The sequence below is a fragment of the Thalassobius sp. Cn5-15 genome (assembly GCF_022347685.1).
In the GTDB taxonomy this organism is placed as follows: domain Bacteria; phylum Pseudomonadota; class Alphaproteobacteria; order Rhodobacterales; family Rhodobacteraceae; genus Thalassobius.
Map to the genome: position 1 here is coordinate 1 of NZ_JAKRGF010000009.1, position 22,949 is coordinate 22,949.

Annotated in this window: 19 protein-coding genes; 15 read left to right on the forward strand and 4 right to left on the reverse strand. The window is 61.4% G+C overall.

Annotated features, from left to right (window positions below; genetic code table 11):
- Window positions 1-297 precede the first annotated feature (297 nt).
- From MHM86_RS15495 to MHM86_RS15525, 7 genes are all read left to right on the forward strand, one after another.
- Window positions 298-1,269 (forward strand): SIS domain-containing protein, encoded by a 972-nt coding sequence (locus MHM86_RS15495; RefSeq protein WP_239201134.1) that lies wholly within the window; start codon window positions 298-300, stop codon window positions 1,267-1,269.
- Window positions 1,270-1,320: 51 nt separating this feature from the next.
- Window positions 1,321-2,112 carry a 3-deoxy-manno-octulosonate cytidylyltransferase gene (locus tag MHM86_RS15500; protein ID WP_239201135.1) on the forward strand — a complete coding sequence of 264 codons (792 nt, stop codon included), beginning with the start codon at window positions 1,321-1,323 and terminating at the stop codon, window positions 2,110-2,112.
- Between the two features lie 9 nt (window positions 2,113-2,121).
- A complete protein-coding gene (gene kdsA, locus MHM86_RS15505; RefSeq protein WP_239201281.1) occupies window positions 2,122-2,952 on the forward strand; it encodes a 3-deoxy-8-phosphooctulonate synthase in 831 nt (276 codons plus the stop codon).
- A gap of 78 nt (window positions 2,953-3,030) precedes the next feature.
- The gene (locus MHM86_RS15510; RefSeq protein ID WP_239201137.1) at window positions 3,031-4,164 is read left to right on the forward strand and encodes a glycosyltransferase; all 1,134 of its coding nucleotides are present in this window, start codon (window positions 3,031-3,033) and stop codon (window positions 4,162-4,164) included.
- Between the two features lie 607 nt (window positions 4,165-4,771).
- Window positions 4,772-5,017, forward strand: a complete 246-nt coding sequence (locus tag MHM86_RS15515; RefSeq protein ID WP_239201145.1) for a hypothetical protein — start codon at window positions 4,772-4,774, stop codon at window positions 5,015-5,017.
- A 121-nt stretch (window positions 5,018-5,138) separates the two neighbouring features.
- Complete coding sequence (locus MHM86_RS15520) at window positions 5,139-5,384, forward strand: hypothetical protein (protein ID WP_239201146.1); 246 nt, start codon at window positions 5,139-5,141, stop codon at window positions 5,382-5,384.
- Window positions 5,385-5,505: 121 nt separating this feature from the next.
- Window positions 5,506-5,751, forward strand: a complete 246-nt coding sequence (locus tag MHM86_RS15525; RefSeq protein WP_239201147.1) for a hypothetical protein — start codon at window positions 5,506-5,508, stop codon at window positions 5,749-5,751.
- Between the two features lie 189 nt (window positions 5,752-5,940).
- Here MHM86_RS15525 and MHM86_RS15530 read toward each other — a convergent pair whose 3' ends face one another.
- Window positions 5,941-11,568 carry a glycosyltransferase gene (locus MHM86_RS15530; protein WP_239201148.1) on the reverse strand — a complete coding sequence of 1,876 codons (5,628 nt, stop codon included), beginning with the start codon at window positions 11,566-11,568 and terminating at the stop codon, window positions 5,941-5,943.
- A gap of 120 nt (window positions 11,569-11,688) precedes the next feature.
- Between MHM86_RS15530 and MHM86_RS15535 the strand changes: the two genes are divergently transcribed.
- The 3 genes from MHM86_RS15535 to MHM86_RS15545 all read left to right on the forward strand — a co-directional run bounded on the left by MHM86_RS15535 (window position 11,689) and on the right by MHM86_RS15545 (window position 13,591).
- Entirely contained in the window at window positions 11,689-12,336 is a 648-nt protein-coding gene (locus MHM86_RS15535) for a sulfotransferase family 2 domain-containing protein (RefSeq protein WP_239201152.1), read from the forward strand.
- A 657-nt stretch (window positions 12,337-12,993) separates the two neighbouring features.
- Window positions 12,994-13,239 (forward strand): hypothetical protein, encoded by a 246-nt coding sequence (locus MHM86_RS15540; protein ID WP_239201147.1) that lies wholly within the window; start codon window positions 12,994-12,996, stop codon window positions 13,237-13,239.
- 106 nt (window positions 13,240-13,345) lie between these two features.
- Complete coding sequence (locus tag MHM86_RS15545; RefSeq protein ID WP_239201145.1) at window positions 13,346-13,591, forward strand: hypothetical protein; 246 nt, start codon at window positions 13,346-13,348, stop codon at window positions 13,589-13,591.
- A 129-nt stretch (window positions 13,592-13,720) separates the two neighbouring features.
- Here MHM86_RS15545 and glf read toward each other — a convergent pair whose 3' ends face one another.
- Both glf and MHM86_RS15555 read right to left on the reverse strand, forming a co-directional pair.
- On the reverse strand, window positions 13,721-14,890 hold the full coding sequence (gene glf / locus MHM86_RS15550) for a UDP-galactopyranose mutase (protein WP_239201154.1): 1,170 nt from the start codon (window positions 14,888-14,890) through the stop codon (window positions 13,721-13,723).
- Window positions 14,891-15,003: 113 nt separating this feature from the next.
- Complete coding sequence (locus tag MHM86_RS15555; RefSeq protein WP_239201156.1) at window positions 15,004-15,636, reverse strand: LysE family translocator; 633 nt, start codon at window positions 15,634-15,636, stop codon at window positions 15,004-15,006.
- A 216-nt stretch (window positions 15,637-15,852) separates the two neighbouring features.
- Between MHM86_RS15555 and MHM86_RS15560 the strand changes: the two genes are divergently transcribed.
- The 5 genes from MHM86_RS15560 (at window position 15,853) to MHM86_RS15580 (ending at window position 21,378) form a co-directional block, all read left to right on the forward strand.
- Window positions 15,853-16,614: a Stf0 family sulfotransferase gene (locus MHM86_RS15560; RefSeq protein ID WP_239201157.1), complete on the forward strand. Its 762-nt coding sequence runs from the start codon at window positions 15,853-15,855 to the stop codon at window positions 16,612-16,614.
- Between the two features lie 400 nt (window positions 16,615-17,014).
- On the forward strand, window positions 17,015-18,184 hold the full coding sequence (locus MHM86_RS15565) for a DUF2793 domain-containing protein (RefSeq protein WP_239201158.1): 1,170 nt from the start codon (window positions 17,015-17,017) through the stop codon (window positions 18,182-18,184).
- 20 nt (window positions 18,185-18,204) lie between these two features.
- Complete coding sequence (locus MHM86_RS15570; protein WP_239201160.1) at window positions 18,205-18,531, forward strand: hypothetical protein; 327 nt, start codon at window positions 18,205-18,207, stop codon at window positions 18,529-18,531.
- A complete protein-coding gene (locus tag MHM86_RS15575; protein ID WP_239201162.1) occupies window positions 18,528-18,935 on the forward strand; it encodes a DUF4376 domain-containing protein in 408 nt (135 codons plus the stop codon). The genes MHM86_RS15570 and MHM86_RS15575 overlap by 4 nt, the downstream gene beginning before the upstream one ends.
- Before the next feature lie 127 nt (window positions 18,936-19,062).
- On the forward strand, window positions 19,063-21,378 hold the full coding sequence (locus MHM86_RS15580; protein WP_239201163.1) for a calcium-binding protein: 2,316 nt from the start codon (window positions 19,063-19,065) through the stop codon (window positions 21,376-21,378).
- A gap of 541 nt (window positions 21,379-21,919) precedes the next feature.
- On the opposite strand, the gene MHM86_RS15585 is transcribed toward MHM86_RS15580, so the two are convergent.
- A complete protein-coding gene (locus tag MHM86_RS15585; protein WP_239201165.1) occupies window positions 21,920-22,948 on the reverse strand; it encodes a GDP-mannose 4,6-dehydratase in 1,029 nt (342 codons plus the stop codon).
- Window position 22,949 lies beyond the last annotated feature (1 nt).

Here is a 22,949-nt window from a genome sequence, read left to right on the forward strand (position 1 = left end):
CGAAACTGGGGTCTGAGGCCCCCCGCTCCAGATTAAAGTACCGCCCCAAAAGTATTGTTGGGCCGCGTCACGCCAGAGGCGTGCTTCCAGCACGCCCCGCCCCCGTCAAACCGGAGGTGTGCCTCCAGCAAAACTGGGCGGCGCGATGGCGCCACCCTCGGGTCGGCGCTAAATAACGGCGGTTGGACTGCCTCAGGGATATTCCTACCCCTCCACACAGCGGCAAAGATCCGACAGTTTCCAGCGAAGCGTGCATTGCCCATTGATCGTATCCCAGCCCTATGACATTGCAGCTTTATGACTGAACAAGCCTCTTCCCCGTCGAAAATGGTCAGCGCCGCCAAGCGTGTGCTGGGCATCGAGGCAGACGCGCTGCGCCTGCTGTCTGATCATCTGCCCGCCGATTTTGAGGCGGTGGTGACATTGATCCTCAACACCAAGGGTCGGGTGATCATTTCCGGCATCGGCAAATCCGGCCATATCGGCAACAAGATCGCCGCCACCCTCGCCTCGACCGGCACACCCAGCTCTTTTGTGCATGCTTCTGAGGCCAGCCATGGCGATTTGGGCATGATTACGCAGGACGATATTGTTGTGCTGATCTCCAACTCTGGTGAGACGCGCGAATTGTCTGATGTGCTGGGTCATACGCGCCGCTTTTCGATTCCGCTCATTGGGATTTCTTCGCGCCCCGGCTCCACCCTGATGGCGGCGGCGGATTATCAGCTGCTCTTGCCCCCTGCGCCTGAGGCCTGCCCGATGGGCATGGCACCCACCACCTCGACCACGCTGACCCTGGCGATTGGCGATGCGCTGGCGGTTGCCCTGATGGAGGCGCGCGATTTCAAGGCCGAGAACTTTGCCACCTTCCACCCCGGCGGCAAGCTGGGCGCGCAGCTGTCCACCGTGGCGCAGCTGATGCATGGTGTCGACGCCCTGCCGTTGGTGAGCAAAGACACCGCGATGGAGGAGGTTCTGATCGAAATGACCTCCAAAGGGTTTGGCACCACTGGCGTCACCGAAGGCGAGGTGCTGATCGGCGTCGTGTCGGACGGTGACCTGCGCCGTAATATGGCCAATCTGATGGCAGTCACAGCCGGTGAGGTGGCCACGCTGTCACCGGTGACCGCAGCACCCGATATGCTGGCGGCGCAGGCGCTGGCCCTGATGAACGACCGTAAGATCACCACGCTCTTTGCCGTTGATGCGGAAAATCGCCCTGTCGGCATTCTGCACCTGCATGACCTGCTGCGCGCCGGTGTTGCCTGAACCTGAGTTGCCTGAACCTGTGTGGCCTGATCCGCTAAAGGAGATCCCCTGATGAAAACCGTTATCCTGATCCCTGCGCGCTATGCCTCGACCCGCTATCCGGGCAAGCCGCTGGCGGAACTGACCCTGCCTTCTGGCGAAAAAAAATCCCTGATCCGTCTCAGCTGGGAAGCGGCCCAGCGGGTCACTGGCGTGGCTGAGGTGCACGTTGTCACCGATGACGACCGCATCGCGGATCACGCCAAGGCTTTCGGCGCCTCTATCATTATGACCTCGCCAGAGGCTGAAAATGGCACCGCACGCTGCGCTGAGGCGCTGCGCAACGGACAGGTGGAGGCGGACCTGATCGTCAACCTGCAGGGCGACGCCCCCCTGACCCCTGAATGGTTCGTTGAGGATCTGATCGCCGCCATGAAACAGGACGCAGAGGCGCAGGTCGCCACGCCGGTGCTGCAATGCGATCCGCTGACCTACAGCCATTTCGTCGAAGACCGCAAAGCCGGCCGCGTTGGTGGCACCACCGCGGTGTTCAACGCCAAGGGCCACGCGCTTTATTTCTCCAAGGAAGTGCTGCCTTATATTGACCCTGACAAGGTGCCGGGGCGCGATATTCCCGTCTATCACCACGTCGGCTGCTACGCCTACCGCCCGGTAGCGCTGGCCGCCTATACTTCCTGGGGCATCAGCCAGCTGGAAGTGCTGGAGGGGCTTGAACAACTGCGTTTCCTTGTCAATGACACCAAGATGCGCTGTGTCGAGGTCGAGGGCAAAGGCCGCGTCTTCTGGGAGCTGAACAATCCCGAAGATGTAGACCGTATCAATTCTGTGCTGAAGGACCTGTAAGCCATGGACATCACCGAAACCAAAATCGTCACCGTGGGTGACATTAACATCGGCGGCAAAAACCCAATTTCCTTCATCGCCGGTCCCTGCCAATTGGAAAACCGCGACCACACGATGATGATGGCGGAAAAAGTGGCCGAGGCCTGCGCCAAATCAGGCAGCCAGTTCATCTATAAATCCAGCTACGACAAGGCAAACCGCTCTTCGATCGACGCCGCACGCGGCATCGGCATGGAAGAGGGGCTGAAGATCCTTGGCGAGGTGCGCGACACTTTTGGCTGTCCGGTCATCACCGATGTGCATGAAACCAACCATTGTGCGGGGGCGGCCGAAGTGGTGGATGTGATCCAGATCCCGGCCTTCCTGTGCCGTCAGACCGACCTGTTGCTGGCGGCAGGCAACACCGGCAAGCCTCTCAATGTGAAAAAGGGTCAGTTTCTGGCGCCTTGGGACATGGGCAATGTGGCGGATAAAATCGCCTCCACCGGCAACACGCAGATCATGCTCTGTGATCGCGGCACCTCGTTCGGCTACAACACGCTGGTCAGCGATTTCCGCGGCCTGCCCACCATGGCTGCGACCGGCTATCCAGTGGTGTTTGACGCCACCCATTCGGTGCAGCAACCAGGCGGCAAAGGCAACTCTTCGGGGGGGGAACGTCAGTTTGTGTCGTCACTGGCGAGCGCGGCCTGTGCGGTTGGCGTCTCGGCGCTGTTTATCGAAACCCATGAGGATCCCGATAACGCACCCTGCGATGGTCCAAACATGATCCCGGTGCATGAAATGGCCGACCTGATCAAACGCCTGCGCGATTTTGATGCGCTGGCGAAAGGACTTTAACCCTTTCGTTGCCCTGTCCTGCCATAGTGATAGGGCAACGCGGAAGAAGGGCAACAGGCGCCAAAGGTCAAGCCGGTCATGAGCAGGGTGGAGCGGAAAAACTGGGACAGGCTGGTGGTTCAGGTGCTGGACGCGCCAGCCGCCGATCTGTCTCCTGTGATATCGGACCCTGTGACAATGGGGAAAGCTGGCCGTCTGGTGGCGGTGGTGGTCACATATAATAGATGTGACCAGCTGCAGGTAACACTGGCACGGCTTCTCAGTCAGCCCACAGGTCTATTGCAGGCGGTGGTGGTGGTCGATAACGCCAGCACGGATGACACCGCCCCGTGGCTGGCCACCCAGTCTGATCCACGTCTGATCATCCATCGCAACCGCCGCAACATGGGCGGTGCAGGCGGCTTTGCCACCGGCATGCAGCTGGCGATGCAGCGCTTTGATCCCGACTGGCTGGTGGTAATGGATGATGACGCCCGCCCGATGGCAGGGGCATTGGCGCGGTTCCACCACCTCGACCTTGCGCAGTGGGATGCAGTGGCGGCGGCGGTCTATCAGCCTGACGGTACGGTGTGCAAAATGAACCGCCCCTCGCGCAATCCCTTCTGGCTGCGCGCCGGCTGGGGACAGAACCTGTGGCGGATGATCCGCGGTCTGGGGCGCATAGGGCTGCGACTGGAACCACCGGCGTTGGGCAATGACGGTCCGGGGCAGCGCGTTGATCTGGCCTCTTTCGTCGGCTTCTTCATCCGCGGCGATGCGGTCCGGCGCATCGGCTATCCCGATCCGGATATGTTTATCTATGGCGATGACGGGTTTTACACCCTCGGCCTCAGCAAGGCAGGGGGGCGTATCGGATTTCAGCCTATCGTGCAGTTTGAACATGACTGCACCACCTTTGACGAAGGATCGCCCCGGCACCCCCGCCGTTTCACCGCGCTGTGGAAGGTCTATTTCTACCACCGCAACCTGCTGATGCTCTATCACCGCGCTGCAGGAAGGCTGTTCTGGCTGGCCCTGCCGGTGGTGCTATGCGGTTGGCTCTGGCAGCTGCGGGCGCATGCGGGCGAGCGACGTGCCTTCCTCGCGCTGTTCTGGCTGGCCCTGAAGGACGGCCTGCGCGGCCAAACCGGCCGCAGCCGCGAAGAGATCGAGCAGCGGATCGCCCGGATACAGGGCAAACGGGCTGAGGCTAGTCCAACAGCCGTTATTTAGCGCCGCCCAGTTTTGTTGGAGGCACACCTCCGGTTTGACGGGGGCGGGGCGTGCTGGAAGCACGCCTCTGGCGTGACGCGGCCCAACAATACTTTTGGGGCGGTACTTTAATCTGGAACGGGGGGCCTCAGACTTCAGTTTCGAGACTCTCCACGCCCTCTCCCCCGCCTTCTCTGTTACAAATGCGCGCTTTCCTCACACCGGATCGCGAGGATTGCGCGCGGGTCTGTGAGCGCTTTGAAACAAAGGCATAAAAGAACCGGCGTCACGTTTATGTGACAAATGTACTTTCGCCAAAATCACCCCATTTCCTCACGCCCTGTGGTGGGATCTGTAACACGCCCCACCCCCGTTTCAGCCTTTAAAACATGGGCTGCACAGACCCTGTGCAGCACTGCGCAGGGACCGTTCACCGCGCACCTCTTTTCAAGACACATCGCCGTGACATCCCGTGACGATTTCGTTGGGTTTTATTCCCGCCGAACTGCCCCCAGTTTGTTTGGTGTCAGACGGACAAACACACAGTCCAACACACTGACAAACAAACGATCACCTCCCCGATCGACCCGCCGAGACTGAACTGAAAACTGACTTAGGAGTTAAAAACATGAACCGTATCGTAACCGCATCCGCCGCCGCCCTGATCGCCCTGACCGGTGCCGCATCCGCCATGACCGCCGACATCTCGGGCTTTGAAGAAGCGCAGATCCGCCAGTATGCCCCGAACATCGACCTGTCGCTGGTCGACGGTGATGCGCTGAACAAAGCGGCGAAGGTCATCGACATTCTCGACGAAGACGACGCGTCCTTCGCCCAGATCCAGAACGGCGTGCGTCACGCCCTGACCAAGTAAGTCGGGCCAAATAATTCGGCCCTGAGGTCTGCGACCGCGCAGACCTCATCCCAACCCCCTCTTGATCGGCGCCCCTCCCCGCATCCGCGCCATCCTCAAAACTGACTTAGGAGTTAACACCATGAAACGTATCGTAACCGCTTCCGCCGCCGCCCTGATCGCCCTGACCGGTGCCGCATCCGCCATGACCGCCGACATCTCGGGCTTCGAAGAAGCGCAGATCCGCCAGTACGCCCCGAACATCGACCTGAGCCTGGTCGACGGTGACGCGCTGAACAAAGCGGCGAAGGTCATCGACACTCTGGACGAAGACGATGCGTCGTTTGCTCAGATCCAGAACGGCGTGCGTCACGCCCTCACCAAGTAAGTCGGGCCAAATAATTCGGCCCTGAGGTCTGCGACCGCGCAGACCTCATCCCCAACCCCCTCTTGATCGGCGCCGCTCCCCGCATCCGCGCCACCACACAACTGACTTAGGAGTTAACACCATGAACCGTATCGTAACCGCTTCCGCCGCCGCCCTGATCGCCCTGACCGGCGCCGCATCCGCCATGACCGCCGACATCTCGGGCTTTGAAGAAGCGCAGATCCGCCAGTATGCCCCGAACATCGACCTGTCGCTGGTCGACGGTGACGCGCTGAACAAAGCGGCGAAGGTCATCGACACCCTGGACGAAGACGACGCGTCCTTCGCCCAGATCCAGAACGGCGTGCGTCACGCCCTGACCAAGTAAGTCGGGCCAAGTAAGTCGGGCCAAGTAAGGTCACACCACTCACAGAATACTCATTGGGCCCCTCGATACAGGGGGCCCATAACTCCGGGGAAGTCGGTCCGTATCTGGGCCGGCTTTTCTGCGTTTGAGGCGTGCCTCCGGCACGACCCGCCCCACGGGTTGGTGCTAGACTTCAAGTGTGGGGCGGGCTCACGCCCCCAACCGCGCCTTTACGAAAGGTGCGTCATACCACGGCACCGACCGCTTCGGTTGATAGAGCACATCGCGCCCCGCAGCGATCAGCGCCAGATAGGCGCGGTATTCTTCGGCATTATTAAAATGCTGACCGCGGGTCACCTCGGCCGCCGCCTTGCGGTGGAAATCGGCGTTGTATTTGAAATGGCCAAACAAAAGCTCGCGCCGTGACAGCTGCACATCGCCTACAAAATGCAGCCCTGCCGACAGGCGCATCCAGGGCTGATACTTCAGCAGCGCGATTTTCTGCGCCACGAAGAGGTCCGCGCGCGATCCCGGGATCAGCCGGTGGCGCAGGGCGCTGGTCCATGTGGGCATGTTGGAAAACGGCCCGCGCCCGGCCCAGTTGGTCAGGAAGGGCTCTCGATCCACAAACCCCGCCTGCGCGAAGGGATCGGCGCTGAAATCCGCCGCACTCAACGCACCGCGTGGATACATATCCAGCATGAAGACCCGCGCTGCCTCAGCCCCCTGAAAGTTCGGCTGGCAGAGCAGATCTGGCAAGCTCTGGCGAGGGACGCCATCGCCGGGATGCTGCCACACCAGCAGCTCATCCGCATCCGCAACCAGCGACCATTTGCCGGTGCGAAACGCGGCCATCATCGCCTGCTGCCAGAGGACCCCATATTGCGACAGGCGGTAATCTGTATCGACGGAAAACAGCGCCACATCGGGCTGCGCCAAGAGGTGGTCAAGCGTGCCATCGTCTGAGCCGTTATCGGCAATCAGGAAGCTGGTGACTCCGAGGCGACGGTAATGATCCAGAAACCGTGGCAGCATGAACATCTCATTGCGCATCACCGCAACCACCGCGACCTCGGCGCTGCGGGCGGCCTGCAGATGGGCCGCAGGGCTGATCAGTTCCAAAGCGTTGCTTTGATAGCCAAGGCGGGCGACCTGTGCGGTGGGCCAGATTTTCTTCGGGTGCAGCTGCTGGCCTGCAAGCCCTTTGAGGGTGGGGATCTGATCGGCGGCGCGGTCCAGATGCACCAGTTTCACTGGCGCGGCCTGAGAGGGTGCAAAGCTGTTCATCCACAGCGGCACCGGCGTGGCTTCCGCAACCATACGGCGGCGTATGGTGATGCGGTAATCCTCTCCCACCGGTGCAATGCCGCGCAGGCTGAGGAGATCGCCCAAGAGCTTATCCTCCATAAACGAGCACTGGATCAGCGCCTGCCCGGCGGGGCTGCGGGCGGCCTCTAGCGCGGCGATGATGGCGCGGCGGCTGAGGGTATAGCCCGATCCTCCGTCGGCATATGTCGCAGGCTCAGGCGATTTGTCCAGCGCCATGCGCCCCCGCTGGCTGGTGGATTTCGCCATATGCCAACTGCGATCCATCTGCCCCACCTGCCGTTGCAGCACCCGACCGTAATAGTCAAACTTGCGATAGCTGAGGCTGTGAAAGAAGGCTTCGACGTTGAGGAAACAGTCATCGTCGATCTTCAGCATATGGGCGTGGGGAGTGTGGCCCTGCACCCAGCGCAGGGTGGCGAGGGTTTTCTGCGGCAGGCCTTCGTAATCATCGGGCGCAGGCACGGTGAGGATGTCACCGTTTCGCGTGGCTGCAGCCACGTCTTTGTCACCGACCACGATCACATAGGGGATGTTGCGCGCGGCCAGTTGGCTGAGCCAACCGTCGCGCATCAAAGGAATGCGGGTCGCAAGGTTGGCCCGACAGGAAAACACCGTGACGATACAGTCATAAAGGGGTGAGCGTGGCAGTGGGCTGTTGGGCGTGGGCTGACCGGGGGGCAACTCCGACGTCAGGTCCGTTATCAGTTTCCCCATCAGCTCTGGCAGCACAGCAGCAAGGCGCGGGATCACCTGCGGCGCCGCGGCCTGTAGGGCGCGGGCGGCAAGGGCTGGCGCGGGGGCACGGGCCAAGGCGCGCTGATCCTGCGCCGTCAGGCGGCGGGTCAGGCGGGTGAGCTGGGCCAGCGCCTGATCCAGCAGCACGGGATGGTCTGACACCGCACGGATCAGACCCAGTGACAGGCCCAGTCCCAGATAATGACTGCGCGGGCCAGAGAGGCGCGCCAGATCCGGTGTCAGTGCGTCCAGCGTGGCGGCGATATGACCGGGATCTTCGCCCTCTGCGATCTTCGCCAAAACGCTCCCCATCCCGGCAGCGGCATCCATCTGCGCCTCGTAATAGGGCGCGCGGGGCACATCGGTGTAGGCGGCGGTAACGGCGCGAGCGGTCAGCGCGACGGCCTCGGCCGACGGATCGGGCACGTCCTTTTCATTCCCATGGGGGAAGGCCATGTGGCGCAGCATCGCATCCTCAGCGTTCAGTCCCGCACGGCGCAAACTGGCGGGATCCGGCATCCCGCAGCCCTGCGCCGGCAGCCCTGCGGGGCCAAAAAGGTCACGGCGCAAATGGGCCACATCACGGTTGTCCCAGCGGGTGAACAGGTCCAGCGCCTGATCAAGATCGGTGTGCACTGCGGGATCGCGAACGGCCTTCTGCAGCTGATCAAAGGCGGCGCGGATGACCTCCAGCTCTGTGGGCAGCACGATGGGCTGGTCGGCCAGCAGTTGCCAGAACTGACGCGACAGCCCATAGATGCGGATCACAAACCCCAGCACCCGCTGGCGCATATAATGGGGGCAGCGACCCAACTGGGTGATCATTTGCACCGCTGTCTCTGTCAGCACCAGACAATGGGCGCGATCGGCCAGCGCCTGTCCTGCGGCGCTGCGCTCTGCCAGACCCTCTACCAGATCCATCACCGCATAAAGGATCGCCTCGCGCAGATCTTCGGGCAGCTCTTCGGCCAAAGCGCGTCGCACCAGAAACCCCAGCGCTGGGGTGACGATCCATCCCTCGCCGCGCTGCGGGCCTGGTTTGGCCAGGGCCCATAGCACCTCCTTTACCTCCCGGTCGCGCCCCGCCAAGAGGAGGAGCGGCAAGAGCGATGTGGCCTGCCACAGATCGGTTGGGTCGGGGGTGAAATGATCGGCGTAGCCAGCGGCGGCAAAACCGGCATAGAAGTGGTCAAAATCCTGATCCGGGTCGCAGAAATACTCCACCAGTGCCAGATAAAGATCGGGCTGCAGATCCGCAGGCAATTCCGCCAGCGCCGCTGGGAGCAGCGACAGCGCATCTCCCTCCGGCGCGGCACGTAAGCGCGCGATCAGGCGGGCCTGTGTGGTGGCCACAGGATCGGGGGGAGAGGCTGCGCCGTGCGGCGCCGGAGCGGGGGGGAGGGGCAGAAAATCTGTCAGCCGGTAAAACTGTTGCAGTGCTTGCACCCTCGCCTGCGCCTCCGGGTTCAAGGCGCGCTGCACCGGCTCACCGGCAAAGCGCAGATGTTCCAGCGCCTGCATCGCCGCTAAGGGATCGGCGCGCAGATCCGTCTGACACAGCATATCCTCAAGGCGGCGGGCCAGATCCGCACGGCTGAGGGTGAGCGTGGCCAAAACGGTCCCGTGCCCATCCTGCACCTTGATCATCAGCGGTGCATCTGCCGCCACGCCCTGCCACCACCGCCCCGGCAGGGGCAGGCGCAGCGTCGCGGTCGGGCTGACGGCAAGCGCCTCCGCCTGTTCAGCGCAGGTCAAGGTCAGGGGGGACACGAAATCCCCCCTCAGCACCCCGCGCACCTCCAGCCGATGATTCAGGCTGAGCGGCGCAGGATTACGCCCGAACATATCAATGCCCGCCGGGCTGATGCCGCCCTGAAAATCCACATAAGAAATCTGATCCAGATCCCTGAACCGACGGGCCACGCCCATACCGCCAAACCGGAACAACCGCTGACCATCCACATAGACTGCAATCTGCGTGGTAAGGGATTTGGGGGTAAAGCGTACCTCAACCCGTTGCACACCTTCGGACAGCTGCAACGGACGCGCCACCTCACGCCCCCAAAGGCCGGCATTGTCCGGTTCAGACGCACCACGATGGTTGCAGACCACCTTGCCCTCCTCCTGTCGCAGCGACAGGTGGAACAGGATCCGCCGCTGGGCGCGGTCATAGAAAGAGAGGTTGGCATAGGGATAGGCGGCAAACACCGCTTCAAAGGCAAAACAGGCACTGTCTGATCCGCCCATCACCCGCAACACAGGGAAGCCCAGCATTTGCGGCGATGGCGCTTTGGCCTGCCGCAAGGCAGGTTTACCTGTCGCCGTAGGGGGCGCGCGTTCAAACCGCAGATCAGCGGCCAGCAGATCACCCCGCGCATAAATACGCGCCTCGGGGTTTGGCGCAACGCGCAAGACTGTCGCCGTAAGCGTCCCCACACCACTGCGCAGGGCGCTGTCGACACGGGTGTGCAACACCTGATCGGGCAACACATCCCCCGGCACCAGCAGGCAGATATAGCGCCCCCGCGCCTCTCTCAGGCCCGCGCGCAGCATTGCCTGCACACCCCGCCGGGTGCTGCGCAGCACCCGCACCTCTGGGTGATCTGCCGCCACCGCCCGCGCCATGCGCGCCGCGCGACGGCTGTCACAGGCAATCACCACCTCCCGCCCCGGCGCAGGTTGACGCGCCAGAGAGGCAAGTGTCCCCTGCAAGGGCGCGGGATCCTGCGCCAAACAGGGGATCACCACCGACAGCGGTACCTCCCCTGTCATCTCCACCCCGAAGGCACGGGAAATATCACTGTCCCATTCGGGCTGATAGGTCAGTTCATACCGCGCCAGATAGTCGGCCGCCGCCTGCACATAGCGCCGCCGCCGTACCGGATCACGCAGAGCCGTGCTGCGTTCAAACAGCAACCGGCTGGCGATCTGGCCGAAGGCCTCGGCCCCGCCTTGATGAGGCGCGTCCGGATCACAGATCACCCCGCGCAGATCGTCGAGCACCTGAAACTGCTCAAACACCTGATCGCTGTCCGCCGCGGTAATCTGCCCCGCCCGTCCGCGCGTCTGCACATAAAGCGGCATGGCCAGATGCAGGATATGATCGCTGTGCGCCGCCAGCCGGGCGAAAAACCCGTGATCCTCAAACCATGTGCCCTCAGGAAAGCGGACGTCGCCAATGAGATCGCGCCGATAAAGCTTATTCCACGCAGAGGGGAAATGACGGATCACATCGCCCCAGTTCCCGAACTCACAGCGGCGGACCTGCCCCGACCTGTGCCGGTCAGCCTGACCGTGGATGCCAGAGTGAGGCACCGGATGATACACCTGCCGCCCATCCGCCTCACAAAAAGCAATGGCGCAGGCCACCCAATCGGCACCGCTCTCCACCAGCGCCTGATGCATCTGCTGTAAATACTCAGGCGTCACCCGGTCATCACTGTCGACAAAGGCGATGAACGCCCCCCGCGCCAGATTGAGCCCCGCATTGCGCGCCGCCCCCAGCCCGCGATGGGTCTGACGGATCAACCGGAACCGCGCATCGCCCACAATCGCCGCCTCTGCCTGCAGCACACTGTCATCACTGGATCCATCGTCGACCACGATGACCTCAAACGCCTCAAACCGCTGCGCCCTGAGGCTGGCCAGACAGGCCCCCACATACGCGGCCACATTATAGAGCGGCACAATGACGGAAATCAGCGGCGCCGGACTTTGGGGATCAGAAGAAAGAGGCGCAGACACGAAACCACCACTTGAAAGACTGTCGGCCAAGACTGCCACCTGACAGCCTATCTACAACTGTTTTATTTTATCTTACATAAAGGGATTAGGCGCAGAACGGGGCCCGCACAATATCAGGCGCAATATAAGGTGCAACATAACAGGTGGCAGATGCTGATCAGTACGGAAAAGCAGTTTCTTTTCGTGGCCAATACCAAAACGGCCTCCACCTCGATCGAGCATGCCTTGATGGAACATGCCGATATTTACCGCACCGGCAGTCCGGCGCGCAAACATATCGGGATACATCAGGTCTATCACCTCTATGATGTCCTGTTTTCGCAGCCCGCGCATCATCCGGATCGCTATTTCAAGTTTGGCGTGATGCGCGAGCCGCTTGACTGGATCAGTTCCTGGTTTCGCTACCGCAAAGGCAATCAGGTCGCCGCGCCGCTGCCTGCAGAAATGACGTTTGAAGCGTTCTGGCAGCAACAGGATTGGAACATCCGCACGCCGGAGGGCTGGAAATACCTGCAGCGCCACCTGTTCTGCGCCCCCGCAGGCGGGCCGGTCCTGATGGATGTGATCATCCCCTATCCGCAGCTGGAGGCGATGTTTGCTGAAATCTGTGCGGCCTTGGGGGTGAAGGCCACGCTGTCCCGCCAGAATGTCAGCACATGGCAGGCGGCAGATGTGATCCCCACGCATCTGCATGATGAACTGCGGGCCTTCTACGCGCCTGATTATCAGCTGTGGGAACAGCTGGGGGAGATCAACGCCGTTGGCATGGCGAAGGTGCGGAGACAGAAACAGGGCTGAGGCAGTCCAACCGCCGTTATTTAGCGCCGACCCGAGGGTGGCGCCATCGCGCCGCCCAGTTTTGTTGGAGGCACACCTCCGGTTTGACGGGGGCGGGGCGTGCTGGAAGCACGCCTCTGGCGTGACGCGGCCCAACAATACTTTTGGGGCGGTACTTTAATCTGGAGCGGGGGGCCTCAGACCCCAGTTTCGAGACTCTCCACGCCCTCTCCCCCGCCCTCTCTCTGTTACAAATGCCCGCAATCCTCACACCAGATCGCGAGGATTGCGCGCGGGTCTGTGAGGGCTTTGAAACAAAGGCATAAAAGAACCGGCGTCACGTTTATGTGACAAATGTACTTTCGCCAAAATCACCCCATTTCCTCACGCCCTGTGGTGGGGGCTGTAACGGTTTTGCCGCGCGCAAGCCCCTGTAAAATATAGCGCGCACCATTGCCCTGCATCAGGGCACAGACAGCGTTTGCCTCGCGCTCTTTTCAAGACACATCGCCGTGACATCCCGTGACGATTTCGTTGGGTTTCAATCGCGCCGAACTGCCCCCAGTTTGTTTGGTGTCAGACGGACAAACACACAGTCCAACACACTGACAAACAAACGATCACCTCCCCGATCGACCCGCCGAGACTGAACTGAAAACTGACTTAGGAGTTAAAAACATGAACCGTATCGTAACCGCATCCGCCGCCGCCCTGATCGCCCTGACCGGCGCTGCATCCGCCATGACCGCCGACATCTCGGGCTTTGAAGAAGCGCAGATCCGCCAGTATGCCCCGAACATCGACCTGAGCCTGGTTGACGGTGACGCGCTGAACAAAGCCGCCAAAGTCATCGACACCCTCGACGAAGACGACGCCTCGTTTGCCCAGATCCAGAACGGCGTTCGTCACGCCCTCACCAAGTAAGAAGTCCTGAGGTCTGCGACCGCGCAGACCTCATCCCCAACCCCCTCTTGATCGGCGCCGCTCCCCGCATCCGCGCCACCACACAACTGACTTAGGAGTTAAAAACATGAACCGTATCGTAACCGCATCCGCCGCCGCCCTGATCGCCCTGACCGGCGCCGCATCCGCCATGACCGCAGACATCTCGGGCTTTGAAGAAGCGCAGATCCGCCAGTACGCCCCGAACATCGACCTGAGCCTGGTGGACGGTGACGCGCTGAACAAAGCCGCCAAAGTCATCGACATTCTCGACGAAGACGACGCCTCGTTTGCCCAGATCCAGAACGGCGTCCGTCACGCCCTGACGAAGTAAGTCGGGCCAAGTAAGTCGGGCCAAGTAAGGTCACACCACTCACAGAATACTCATTGGGCCCCTCGATACAGGGGGCCCATAACTCCGGGGAAGTCGGTCCGTATCTGGGCCGGCTTTTCTGCGTTTGATCTAAAGCGGTTCCACCACGAAGGCAGGCATCGCTGCATCGCTGTGCTGAGCGCCGAGATAGGCCTCTGCCACCTGCAGCGCCTCATGGATGGCAGCGTCCATATCCAGATAGCGGTAGGTGCCAAGGCGGCCAATGAAGGTGACGCCCTGTGTGGCGCGGGCGGCCTCGACATAGCGCTGCAGCAGCGCTTTGTCCGCCAGCAGACGCACGGGGTAATAGGGGATATCTTCTGCCCCGGCCGCGGCGCTGTATTCGCGGGTGACCACCGTTCCGGCATGCTGTTCCCACGGCGCGAAGTGTTTGTGTTCGGTGATCCGCGTCTGCGCCACATCCCTGTCTGCATAATTCATCACCGCGCAGCCCTGATAATCACCCGCCGCCGTGAAACGTTCAAAGCGCAGCGTGCGGTATTTGAGCCGCCCCAGCGCATGGTTGAAATAGCCATCCAGTGGACCGGACCAGAACAGGTGCTCCCAGTGCTCTTGATCCCAGGGCGCCCCTGATTGCCCCTCCTGCGCGGGATCATAGGGCGTGTTCAGCCGCAGGGTGATGCGCGGATGATCCAGCATTGCGGTGACCATCGCAGTGTAGCCTTCGCGCGGGATGCCTTGATAGCGGTGGGCAAAATAGCTGTCGTCATACTCAAACCTGAGCGGCAATCGTTTGAGGATAGAGGCGGGCAGGTCGCGCGGATCACAGCCCCATTGTTTCTGGGTGTAGCCCTTGAAGAACGCCTCATAAAGCCGCCGCCCCATCTGGGCGAGGGCGGCCTCCTCAAAGCTTTGCGGATCAGGGATGTCCTCTGCTTGGCTGGCCAGAAACGCCCGCGCCTCCTCTGGCCCCATGGCCGTGCCGAACAGCTGGTTGATGCTGTGAAGCGTGACCGGCAGCGTATAGACCTGTCCCTGCGCCGTCGTCCGCACCCGATGGCGATAGGGCATCATCCGGGCAAAGCGGCTGACATGGTCCCAGACCTGCGCGTCATCAGTGTGAAAGATATGCGGCCCGTAGACATGTTCCATCACGCCGGTGTCTGGATCGCGCATCGTGTGACAGTTGCCCGCCACATGATCCCGCGCCTCCACCACGGTGACGGATGTGCCAGCCTCGGCCAGTTGCCGCGCCAAAGTGGCCCCTGACAGGCCCGCGCCTACAATCAAAACCGCCATATCTGCCCCATTCCTATCCCCGTTTTGATCGCGGTGTCAGACACGGCCTCTTGGGCTAAACTGTGCCAAAAGCGCAGGCAGAAGGCAATGTGAGGCCAGTGATTGACCGGCGGCTACGCGCGTTTGAACGCCGCGGTTGCCACCCCCATCGCAATCAGCGCGCCGCCGCCCATGCGCGACATCCACGCCAGCACCGATGGGCGGGCGATCTTGGCCCGCAACCGATCCGCCAGAAGCGCATAGGCCAGCGCATTCAAAGCGGCAAGGCCAACAAATGTCGCCACCAGTATCGCAAACTGCGGCAGGAGCGGGCGGTTCACAGTCACGAACTGCGGCACAAAGGCGATGAAAAACACGATGGATTTGGGGTTCAGCGCTGTGACCGCCGCTGCATGGGCAAAGACATTGCTGGTCCGCGCTGCCGCCACGGATACGCTTTCCAGATCCCCAAGCGATGCGGTGGCGGCGCTGCGCAACAGTTTGATCCCCAGATAGACCAGATACACCGCGCCGATCCATTTCAGCACGGTGAACAGCGTGGCCGAAGCAAGGACCAAAGCCCCCAAACCCGCAAGCGAGGCTGACATTGCAATGAAGTCGCCAAGGGCCACACCTCCAACGGTTGCCAGCGCCACCCGTTTGCCCTGACTGATCGCATAGCTGAGGACCAGTAGAACTGTTGGCCCCGGAATGAGCAGCAGAGCCGTTGACGCTGTGACAAACGCCAGCCACGTTTGGAAATCCATGAACAGTTCCTTTCTGACAGTCCGGCCTTTCTAAAACTCCGCTCAGCCAGCCACAACAAGGGGTCGCTTACGGCGAGGGGCAAAAGAGTACGCTAGCGTCAGAACGGCCATTCCGATAACGTGCAGAGAAGGTCTGCAGTGAGCCCATTGTGCTGAATGCTGCAGCTGTTACAAAAGTCCGTTAACGGTCACCGATAGCTTTGTTGAAGAGATATCATGCCCAATCCACCGTTTACCTCCTACGTCATTTGCACATCGCCACGCAGCGGCAGCACAATGCTTTGCGAATTGCTTGCTGAGACCAAAGTTGCTGGGAAACCCGGCTCTCTCTTTCACGAACCTTCGATTGATGCTTGGCTGGATTACTACGATCTGGACGCGGCTGACTTTGCGACGAGGCGCGATATGTTGGATGGCATTTTCGAAGCAGCAAAGGCGCGCGGAAAAGGCAACACCGACGTCTGTGGAATAAGACTTCAGCGTGGCAGCTTCGCCTTCTTCATGGAGCAGCTACAATTTCTGTATCCCAATTGCGTTTCGGACGTAGATCGCGTCGAAGCGGCTTTCGGTCCGACGCTATTCATTTTTCTTTCGCGACAAGACAAGCTGGATCAAGCGATCTCTTGCATTCGCGCGGAACAAACCGGTCTTTGGCATCGCAGAGCCGATGGAACTGATCTCGAAAGGTTAGAGCCCCGGCGGGCAGACGGCTACGATCCCGAAGCAATACGATCACAGGTGGTGGAGTTTGTCGATTTCGACACGGCTTGGCGGTCTTGGTTCGACGAACAGTCGGTGGTGCCTCTGGAAGTCTCGTATGAGACTCTTTCAAAAGAGCCACAAAAACAGCTGTCACGGATACTCGAAACACTCGGTGCAGATGGCTCAATTGCGCACGAGATATCAACGCCGACCGCCAAACTCGCTGATGATGTCAATCGACAGTGGCGCGACCGTTTTGCGCTGGCATCAAAATAGCTTGATCGCAAAGCAGACCTTCGCTCAGCTGCAGCGAATTGGCGCTTTGTCCGCATGTCGTAAGTTCGCGCCGGATGTAGCGAACGGCAGGTGTACGAAAACGGCCGCTGCATTGAGAAAGTCATAGTACCAGCCAAATGAAACGCAGATTTAGGCGCAAACGCCCGTCTTATCGCTGTATCGGCGGGCGATCCCCTTACGGACGCGCCGTTCTGGCGCTAGCGTACTATTTCGCCCCCAGCAAGGGGCCGCTGTAAAGAGGAACCTCCGCCTTTCTGTTCGGGCCTTTCTTTGCGGAATCGTCTTCATAACCGTCTGCTCCCCCCACCGCACGCTGCCTTTACCCTGCAGCAATCCCCACTGCGCTACCCCTGTGACAGTCATCTGAAAAGGAGCTGTCATGTCCCCCTCGCCCCGGTTGGATCTGCCTTATATTGCCCCCGCGCAGGCGCAAAAGCATGTCACCCATAATGAGGCACTGCGCCGGTTGGACGCGCTGGTGCAGCTCTGTGTTGAGGGGTTTGAAGAGGCCGCTCCCCCTGCGCTGCCGGAGGTGGGGCAGGTCTTTGCCCTCGGGGCGACCCCCACCGGCGACTGGGCCGGTCACGCGCATGAATTGGCCCTGCGCGAGGAAAGCGACTGGTTGTTTATCGTCCCACAGGACGGCTGGCGGGCCAGCTTGCGCGGCAGCGCCGATCTGCGGATCTGGGTAAGCGGCAGCTGGCAGGTGGTGAGTGCCGCACGGCAGAACCTGCCGCACCTTGGCATTGCCGCAACTGCCGATGATCACAACCGCCTGTCAGTTTCGGCCCCCGCAACGCTGCTCAATCACGCAGGCAGCGATCATCGCCTGACGGTGAACAAATCCGCCGCCAGCGACACCGCCGCGCTGTTGTTTCAAAGCGGCTGGCAGGGCCATGCGGAAATGGGGCTGACCGGCAATCTCAGCTTCACCATCAAGGTCAGCGCCGATGGCAGCAGCTGGCAGGATGCGCTGGCACTGGCCCCCGATGGCAGTGATGTCAGCGGCACGGTGGTGCACGCGGGGTCTTATGCGACGGGGGGCGGTTTGATGAAGGTGGGGGCCTTCGGTCTGGGCGCCACAGCGGACAGTGCGCACCTTGGCCAGCTTGGCGATGCGGGCGCGGTTAGTCAGCTATTGGGCCATGCCAGCGGGGCAGGGCAGGGCGACAGCCCTGACAGCACCCGCGCCCATGTGGGCCTGCATCTGGCGCGAGGATCAGATCACTGGGCGCAGATCCTGGCGGCCGTATCTGGTCCAGGCGATCCCGCGCTGCTCTGGCGGCGCAATGACGGCACCGGCCCCAGCGGCTGGCAACAGATCTATGATCAGGGCAACGTGCTGGGCCCCGTCAGCGCGGTGGGCGGCCAGCCCACAGGGGCCTTGATCGAGCAGGGCAGCAACAGCAACGGGCAGTATCTGCGCTTTGCCGATGGCACCCAGATCTGCACCAACTTTGACACCCCGATCACCACAGCGCCGGCCAGTTTCACCGGCACAGTGACCCGCATTGATGGCGACAAACTGTGGCTGGGCCGCTGGTTCTGAGCCGAGAGGAGAAAAACACCATGACCCCGTTTCACATCACCCTGACCCCCATGCGCCGCGAGGGCCGCCTGACACTGGCCCGCGACGGCGATCAGCTGCTGGTCAATGGCACAGCCTTTGACCTCAGCGCTATCCCTCAAGGGGCTATTCTGCCCCGCCACGCGGTCGTCTGCGCATACCTCGCCTCCGACATCGCACACCGCACGGATGGCCTGCACCTGACACTGATCCTGCCCCATGGCGCTGAAGCCCCTGAGACGCTGCGCTTTCCCGCCCCCCTCAGCGTCATTGAGGAGGGCGAGATCACGCTCCCCGGTGAGGACACCCCACAGGAGGATGCGGCATGAACACCATGGACCTCACCGCCCTGATCCCCGCTGAGGATGTCCGAGACGCCGCCCGTGCAGAGGCGCTTGCCACTCTTGCGCAGCTGCGCTGGCACTATGAGGTGGGCGGGCTGACCCTGCCCGACGGCGCCCGGTTTGAGGGCGCGCGTGTGGCCACCGATCGCGACAGCCAGCAGCGCATTGCAATGGTCGCGCAAGCTGGCACCGCACGACGCTGGAAAACACAGACCGGCTGGCTGACGCTCTCCCCCGCGGCGCTGCAGGATCTGGCCGAGCGGGTGGCATTGCATGTGCAGGCGGGCTTTGACGCCGAACATCAGGTTGCAGGGCAGATCGCCACCGCCCCCGCGCCAGAGGCGCTGGACCTCACAGCGGCCTTCACGGCCGCCCTCCTCGCGCCCTAAAACCACGCCCTAAAACCGCGCGCATTTAAATCACACTGATCACAAGTGCCGCGCTTTCACCGCAATGACGCACCGCCCCTGACCGATCCCGCTGTCACATCTGCCCTGAGGCAAAAGAGGACGGCGGATGCAGCTCACAGTTCAGGGACGGTTCAGCTCAGGGCAGGCAACGCTCGACAGCGATCTGCGGGCGCTGCAGATCGTCGAGAGGGACGGCCAGCTGGCGCTTTACGGCGCCAGTGGAACGGGAGGCGGCATCAGCAGCTACCGCCTCAGCACCAGCGGCACGGCGACATTTCAAGACAGCCATTTCTATGCGCTGGATCCCACAACCCTCGGCCCCGGTCATCTCGGCATGCTGGGGGCGGGAGATCAGGCGCAGCTCCTCTTCAGCAGCGCAGGCGGGGTGCAAACCCTGCGGCTCAGCCCTGATGCAACACTGGGCGCGGCCACCCAACTGACAGGGGTGTCCCCAAACACACCGCTCACCGCACTTGCCACTTTGGCGCTCACAGACAGCACGCTTCTGTTCACCGCCTCCAGCACTGCCGCACAGGTCAGCCTGACGCAGATAAACGGTGCCGAGATCACCACCGCCCCCCCCCGTAGCCTGCCCGCACTGACCGATGCCACCACCCTCAGCACCGCGGTGATTGCCGACACAGCCCTCCTCCTCAGCACCGACAGCAGCCAGATCCACAGCCACCGCATTTCCACCACCGGCTACCTGACACCCCTCACCACATTGGGCGCAAACGAGGGCTTTGGCCTCGCCCAACCCACTGCGATGGAAGTGATCGGGGCCTTTGGCCGCACATGGGCCATCCTCACCGCCGCAGATAGCAATTCGCTGAGTGTGATCGAGGTCGACGCCACAGGCAGCCTCACCCCCCGCGATCACCTGATCGACACCCGCGCGACCCGTTTTGCTGGCGCACAGGCCCTCAGCGTGGTGACGGTGGAGGGCAGGGAAGAGGCAGGCGAACATGTGCTGGTGATCACCGGCGGGCGCGATGATGGGCTGAGCCTCTTTGCGCTGTTACCCGACGGGCGACTGACCCATCTGCACAGTATTGAACACCGCGACGGACGCGGGTTGATGGATGTGCGCCAGATCACCGCGCGGCAGATGGGCGATCAACTGCAGATCTTCGTCACCTCAGAGGCCGAAGGCGGGATCACCCAGCTGCACGTGCCGCTTGCGACCCTTGGCCTAGCGCCCAGCACTGGCACACCGCCCAGCACCGGCGGGCTCAATGGCGGGGCAGGCGATGACCTGCTGCTGGCACAGGACGGCAGCCGACTGACAGGTGGGGCGGGCGCCGACCTCTTCATTCTGGCCCCTTTAGGTGACGCCACCATCACTGATTTCGACCCCGGTGCGGACCGGCTGGATCTCAGCGCCTGGGCCATGCTGCGCAGCGCCGCACAATTGCAGATCACCGCGACTGGCACTGGGGCCGAGGTGCGCTACCGCGACAACACGCTGGTGCTCAATAGCGCCAGTGGCCAGCCGTTCGAGGATCCCCACGCGCTGCTCGCCGCGCAATTCACCGGCGCGGACCGCGCGCTGCTCCTTGGCCAGCCGCAGGGCATGACCTTAGAGGGCAGCGTGGAGGCCAACAGCCTCACCGGCAGCAACGGCGATGATGTAATCACCGCCAGCAGCGGCAACGACAGCGTCATCAGCTACGCCGGTGACGACCTGATCAATGCGGGCGGCGATGATGACCGGATCTTTGCTGGCGACGGCGCGGACACCATCTGGGGCGCGGCAGGGCACGATACGCTGTGGGGGGAGGCAGGCGATGACGTGCTCGGCGGCGGCACGGGCAGTGACACGATCTGGGCAGGCGACGGCCACGACCACGTCTATGGCGGCGCAGGCTGGGATGAGTTGGGCGGGGCAGATGGCCATGACACGATTTGGGCCAGCGATGGCAATGACACGCTTTATGGTGGCGCAGGCAATGACGTGCTGGGCGGCGGGCGCGATGATGACACCGTCTGGGGCGATGGCGGCAATGACCTGCTCTATGGCGGCGAAGGCCGTGACGAGCTGGGCGGCGGCGCGGGCAACGATACCCTATGGGCCAGCGCCGGCGACGATCTGGTCTGGGGCGGCGCAGGCGATGATCAGCTGAGCGGTGGGCCCGGTGATGACACGCTGTGGGGCGGTGCGGGCAGCGATACATTTGTTTTCGGCGCCACCTCCGAAGGAGTGGCCGATCCGATGAACGGCAATGACCAGATCGGCGATTTCACGGCAGGAAGCGATCGCTTGCACTTCACCCCCAACACAGGCGGCGGGCCGGTGCAGTTTTCCGACCTGAGCCTCAGCGACACCGCAGAGGGCCTGCAGATCACCTATGACGGCGGCCGCCTGCTGCTGATCGGTCTGGAGATGGCCGATTTCAGCACATCAGACGTGCTGTTTGGGTAGGGTTACGGAGGCAGCGCGCATATATTTAACATAACATTGATTATAAAACGTTTATCAACGCGGCGGGCACACCCCAAACTAGGATGTTATACATCCCCTATCTTACTGCAAAATAGCGCCCAACCAGATCTAGTGCGGACATGGTGCCAAAATAAAATCCAAGGGCAAACATCCACTCCGGCTCCCCGTCCGGCACGCCACTTATCACCACCATCGCGAAATTGAGGACTGCAAAGAAAAGGAACAAAAAGAGACTTGAGGCACTCAGCCAAAACTTAATCTTCCGCGTTGCGGATAAGGCGTACAGAGACGGCAAAAAACACCAATACGGTCATGCACTGAATGAGGGCATGCGGGATGTGAAAGACGATCAAAGTCGTTGCCAAAAGTAAGCTGTGCAACCGTATGAATAGCAACAACCCCTCGCGACCACGCAGGGCTAATGTGAACATAAGACCTGGCTTTCTACAGGTTATGGCATCTCTGGCGCACCTCTAAAGCGCGCGATAACTATCCTACGCCGCTGCCCTAAACGGTAAATTTACTGTGCGGTCCCAGCCTCATTGGGGCGATAGAACTCGCGATACCACTCAACAAACCGTGCAACGCCTTCGCGGACGTCGGTCTTTGGCTGATACCCTGTCAACGATTTCAGCAATTCAGCATCTGCCCAAGTTGCAGGGACATCGCCTGGCTGCATTGGCAACAAGTTGCGCTCGGCCTGAACGCCTGTTGCAGCCTCGATCGCCTCGATGAAATCCGTCAATTTAACCGCGTCGCTGTTGCCAATGTTTACCACCCGATGGGGCGCCACTGGCGATAGGCTGTCACCCTCAGGCACAACGCCATCTGCAGGCCGTTCGGGGATCGCGTCCATCAACAGCCGGATACCTTCAACAAGATCCTCCACATAGGTGAAGTCCCGTTTCATGTCGCCATGATTATAGACGTCGATCGGATTGCCTTCCAGGATCGCTTTGGTGAACTTGAACAATGCCATATCCGGCCGGCCCCACGGCCCGTACACGGTAAAGAAGCGGAACATCGTCACGGGCAAATCAAACAAATGCGCATAGGAATGCGCCATATTCTCTGTCGATTTCTTCGTTGCCGCATAAAAGGACATCTGATGGTCCGCGCGCTGTGTTTCCTGATAGGGCATCTCTGTATTGGCCCCAAAGGCCGACGAGGTGGAAGCAAGCAGCATGTGTTTCGGCGGATATGCGCGGGCGGCCTCAAGAATTTCAAAGGTGCCAACGATATTGCTTTCCAGATAGGAGCGCGGGTTCTCGATCGAATACCGCACACCCGCCTGGGCCGCCAAATGAACGACATAGTCAGGCTTATGGGCCTCAAAAAGTTTCATCATTAGGCCCGGCTCTTCGACCTTGCCCATGATAGGCAGAAAGTTAGCGTGCGCCAGCCGGCTATGGCGGGCCTCCTTCAGCGCAACATCATAGTAGTCCGTCATTGCATCAAGACCGATAACGCAAAATCCCTGCCCCAGCAAAAGCTGGCAGAGATGATGACCAATGAATCCAGCCGAACCGGTTACAAGTACAGTTTGCATA

Excerpts from the sequence above, each read along its gene's own strand:
- MHM86_RS15570 (WP_239201160.1), top strand. The coding sequence starts at position 18,205 with ATGACCCCGTTTCACATCACCCTGACCCCCATGCGCCGCGAGGGCCGC.
- MHM86_RS15520 (WP_239201146.1), top strand. The coding sequence starts at position 5,139 with ATGAAACGTATCGTAACCGCTTCCGCCGCCGCCCTGATCGCCCTGACC.
- MHM86_RS15535 (WP_239201152.1), top strand. The coding sequence starts at position 11,689 with ATGCTGATCAGTACGGAAAAGCAGTTTCTTTTCGTGGCCAATACCAAA.
- MHM86_RS15515 (WP_239201145.1), top strand. The coding sequence starts at position 4,772 with ATGAACCGTATCGTAACCGCATCCGCCGCCGCCCTGATCGCCCTGACC.
- MHM86_RS15555 (WP_239201156.1), bottom strand. The coding sequence starts at position 15,636 with ATGGATTTCCAAACGTGGCTGGCGTTTGTCACAGCGTCAACGGCTCTG.
- MHM86_RS15540 (WP_239201147.1), top strand. The coding sequence starts at position 12,994 with ATGAACCGTATCGTAACCGCATCCGCCGCCGCCCTGATCGCCCTGACC.
- MHM86_RS15560 (WP_239201157.1), top strand. The coding sequence starts at position 15,853 with ATGCCCAATCCACCGTTTACCTCCTACGTCATTTGCACATCGCCACGC.
- glf (WP_239201154.1), bottom strand. The coding sequence starts at position 14,890 with ATGGCGGTTTTGATTGTAGGCGCGGGCCTGTCAGGGGCCACTTTGGCG.
- MHM86_RS15495 (WP_239201134.1), top strand. The coding sequence starts at position 298 with ATGACTGAACAAGCCTCTTCCCCGTCGAAAATGGTCAGCGCCGCCAAG.
- MHM86_RS15525 (WP_239201147.1), top strand. The coding sequence starts at position 5,506 with ATGAACCGTATCGTAACCGCTTCCGCCGCCGCCCTGATCGCCCTGACC.
- MHM86_RS15500 (WP_239201135.1), top strand. The coding sequence starts at position 1,321 with ATGAAAACCGTTATCCTGATCCCTGCGCGCTATGCCTCGACCCGCTAT.
- MHM86_RS15545 (WP_239201145.1), top strand. The coding sequence starts at position 13,346 with ATGAACCGTATCGTAACCGCATCCGCCGCCGCCCTGATCGCCCTGACC.
- MHM86_RS15575 (WP_239201162.1), top strand. The coding sequence starts at position 18,528 with ATGAACACCATGGACCTCACCGCCCTGATCCCCGCTGAGGATGTCCGA.
- MHM86_RS15580 (WP_239201163.1), top strand. The coding sequence starts at position 19,063 with ATGCAGCTCACAGTTCAGGGACGGTTCAGCTCAGGGCAGGCAACGCTC.
- MHM86_RS15510 (WP_239201137.1), top strand. The coding sequence starts at position 3,031 with ATGAGCAGGGTGGAGCGGAAAAACTGGGACAGGCTGGTGGTTCAGGTG.
- MHM86_RS15565 (WP_239201158.1), top strand. The coding sequence starts at position 17,015 with ATGTCCCCCTCGCCCCGGTTGGATCTGCCTTATATTGCCCCCGCGCAG.
- MHM86_RS15585 (WP_239201165.1), bottom strand. The coding sequence starts at position 22,948 with ATGCAAACTGTACTTGTAACCGGTTCGGCTGGATTCATTGGTCATCAT.